At 40.5% G+C, this 4,225-nt stretch carries 1 protein-coding gene; it reads right to left on the reverse strand.

Annotated features, from left to right (window positions below; genetic code table 11):
- Positions 1–4,225 (reverse strand): Rib/alpha-like domain-containing protein (locus HMPREF2728_RS05665; protein WP_261674117.1); only part of this gene is annotated, 4,225 nt, incomplete at both ends.

The raw sequence follows: 4,225 nt of genomic DNA on the forward strand, positions 1-4,225 counted from the left end.
AGCCGATGTGCTTGCTGATTGACTAGCACTGGTTGACGCTGACTCTGATGCACTGGTTGAATCCGAAGCAGATTCAGAACGATATTTCTTATCTGAAACAGTTTCATCTTGACTATAGACAGTTGGTGGATATGGTTGACTACCAGATGCCACTTTAGCATTATCTTTATAGTAGACTGTTGCAATACCGTCCTCACTTACGTCAATGCTAGAAATACGATCGCGACCGTTTGGAACAACCTTATCGTGAGCTTTTCTGATTTCTTCGCGAACTTTTTCCTTATCAGTATCCGTTAAGTGATTTTTATCTTTGACCTCAGTCACATCAATAGCAGGCTTCTTAAACAAGTTCTGCAACTGATCTTGCTGAATGCTAATTTCTCCTACATCAACGGTATTCCCACTCGGATCTGTAGCCGTTAGCCAACGTCCCCAGTGATTCCCTGAACTCCAAGCAAGATCTTTATTTGGCACTGCATTTATTGTGAAAGTGGTTTGGTCATCATTCGTTAAGGTATTGATAATGTTCGTGATTGGACCAGTTCCCCATTCAGGTCTATTTTCGAAGAAGTCCGTCAAGTCTTTTCTATTACCAGAGACCTTAAGTGTGACCAATTTACCACTATTATCTTTACCTGTATAAGTAATCTGGATATTGTCCCCAGCATAGAACAGGTATCGACCATTACTATCTTTCTTAGGTTCTTTACCATTTACTGTAACAGTATAGGTAATCGTTGGTTTTACACGTTCTGGAGTGATTGTTCCTGTCGTTACTTCTGAATTCAGATCATCTACTGTAGATTTAGCTGTTACATTACCTGTTGGAAGAAGACCGTTGTTACCGTCGTATGCTTTTTTCAGATCAGCAGGTTCAAAGGTAACGCTTGATTCGTTGTCTTTTGCTGTCTTGGTAAATGTATGACCTGCCAATGTGAGCGTAACAACTGCTCCAGGCGTTACATTCGTAACGACAATCGAACGATTTGGCAATCCACCTGTTTCATTGATAGAATCTGCAGAGATAGTAGGAGCTTGCGGATTTACTGCGTATTTGATTGGGACACGTTGTTTCACACGCACACCTGTACCATCTACAGGCAATTCAACTTCCACATCCTTTGTAAATCGTCCAACTCTAGAAAGATCTGGTGCTCCATCAATCCAAGTAAAATTAGTTTTATCTACATTATAATCAGGGCTTCCTGTCACCTTGGTGATAGAATCTTTCGGATTTGTAGCTACACGTTGATAATTAGGATCATCTGTTTTGTTTTGAGTGAAGATATAAGAACGGTTAGACTCAAACTTATATACATTATGAATAACATCTACAGTCTTGCTAAGTAATTTCGAACTATCTGTCTCACCAAGACGACCTTTAGGATATGTAAAGGTTAATTTGAAACGCTGTTGTCCAGCTTCTGTCGTAGTGATAGGAGCATCTGACAAGCGAGTTCCATTTTCATCTGTCCATGTTTGTCGAGAACCACCTGGGAACCAGTCATTCCCCGATTTATAGACATAGTCAAGCCAGTTTGAACCATTTCCGTTGTGAGGAGTCGTTCCTTGGATATCATTGATTGGAGCTTTTGGTGCGATTGTAGTCATGGTACTATAAGTGACAGTAACATCATCTGTAGAACCATCTGAGTATGTGACTGTCGCCACAGCTTTTTTATTATCCCCAGAGTTAGTTGTGTCAATTGGCGTCTTCCAAGTAACAGTTGCACCTAGCGGTAATTGTTTGCCATCTTCAAGCTGAACAAAGTTGGCAGCATTTGATAAATCGCTAGCAGTCTCACCGACATATGTATAGACAGTCGGAACCTTCGCTACAGCAGTATATTTATCCGTCTGATTTTTGATTACAAATTTAACATAACCATTGTCAGCAATACCATTCTTCGTATGAACACTATCTGTAACGCCACGGTCATCCGTCGCCATCAAATAGCGTTCAAATGATTTGCCCGCCGGGAAACTTTTATCTAGTCTTCCTGTAATAGTAATATTTGCATTTGCTTGGTCTGTCAAACTTGTGATTGGATTTGAACGATTGATACCAGTATATCCTGCGTAGTTGTTCCCGTTTGCATTATCCGCAGTATAATATTGCGACTCAAACTTCAACGACGAAATTTTTCCAGAATCATCAGTTGCACTAAAGGTTACATTAACTTCTTCTCCGCGGTAGAGATAAATTTCCTTAGTCGTAGCATTATCATAAGGAATCACCAATTTTGGTCGTTCATTGACTGTCACTGACTGTGAAATTGGATTGCTACGAGTATTATCCTTATAAACAATCGTCGCAGTACCATCGTTTGCAACTTCAATGTCTTTGATGCGGTGAACTGTCTTATCATTCTTAGCGTAGATGGCACTCTTGACAGCTGTCTTTTCGTCCTCTGTTAAGCTACTTTTATTTACTACAGGTGTAAAGTCAGGATCGGTCACTTTAAGACGATCCTTCAGTTGTCCTTGAGTGATACGAACATTACCAGTTCCAACTGTTCCGTTGACATTTCCTACTTGGTCAGTTGCAACTGCATTCCGTTGCCATGTATTTCCTGGCTTCCACTCCAGATCATCATTCATATGAGCATTGACTGTGATAGTCGCAGGACTTTCTGGTGTAGCTGTAATATCTCCTGTCAAGAGATCCACAGCGCCTGTACCGTATTTAGAATCTTCAAAATAGTTACTTCTTAAACCTGGTTGTCTTCCATCCGCTTTAGGTACAATCTTGAACTCTTTCAACTTACCACTATTATCAGTCGCAGTAAATTTAATGGTAACATTATCACCAGCATAGACGATGTGTTCCATACCTCGGTCTGCATATGGACTTTGTGTCGCTCGAATGACCTCGCCATCACGCGTCACTGTAACAGCAGGCACAGGTACTTCCGTTTCCGCTCTCACGTTAGCTCGAACGACATCCACAGTATTATCCCGATAGGTAAGCGTGATTTCACCAGTGTTAGACACTGTAATTTCTTTACCACCTTCAGAACCATTCTTGTAGTCAGTTTTTGAAAGGAGAGCAGCATTTTTGCTCTTGAAGTTTTCAAGAATTTGAGCCCTCTCAGTATCGCTCAAAGATGACGGGTTGTTAACTGTAACAGTATCGCCACTTACCGGATCTTGACGTTCGTTAAATCCTCTGATTACAAATGTAGTAGTTTGTCGATCCCACTGAATCTTTGGATTATCACTTGCACCGTATTCGACATAGTACTCCCCAGGAACCATAGGATTCCAAGTGTTACCCGTTCTACCTACAGTTCCATAAACTCTTGTAGTCCATGTTTTATTATCAAAAACCCATCCAACTACTTGACCTTTATCATTTGTTTTAACCGTGGCGAAACCATAGTCACCTGGGAAATTTTTCCCCATCAAGCCTGTAATAATGGCGTTATCTTTTTTATTTTCCCAAAAATCTCGCAAACCTTTGTCATCACGAAAAATGATATTGTAGTTTATTGCGTCATCATTAAATACTTCAATACGTGATGGCATTTCAATCGTAGGAGGGTTATCAGTTTGCCGAGAATTCCCTGGGTTTACAGGTTTATTTTCTATAGGACCTGTAGTAACTCTACTGCTGTTAGCTCTAGAGTAACTACCAGACCTAGAATCCCCATCAATCGGTTGACTACTTGTCCCAACTTGAGCTTGAATTGTAGCCGTCTTAGAACTATCACTTACTGTGGCATAAACAAGAACTGTACCTTCAAGATTTCTATTTTGATCATGCCTATAAGTAAAAGCATATTCATGATTGGAGTCCTTGCGTTTCTCCATCTCTTGGCCATTGAATGTTACTCTAGTAATAGTAGTATTGGCATCAACCTTAGCAATAATACCTGCATAGTTCAAGGGCGAACGCGAAGTCATATTAATATGCCAAACAACTTCACGTGTCTTAGAATTAAAATTACTAGATACAATTGCAGAATCAGTAACTTGTCCTAAATTCTGTTGGTTAACAAAACCTCTTAAACCGACCCCCTCGAACATTGCCTGTCCATTACGGCTATCACGTTGACCTGAATTTGCACGTAAAACAGCATTGGCGATTGAGTTACGAGCTGAAGTTGCAGACTTGACAACTGCTCCTAGGTCTGCATTTGGATCCTTCAAAGCATTTTCGATTTCAATAATCGCATTCTGAACTTTGAGAATCGCTGAATCGGTATTTGGCAAACCAGCAGCT

Origin of the sequence: Streptococcus sp. HMSC061D10 (assembly GCF_001808865.1) — a bacterium.
GTDB lineage: Bacteria > Bacillota > Bacilli > Lactobacillales > Streptococcaceae > Streptococcus.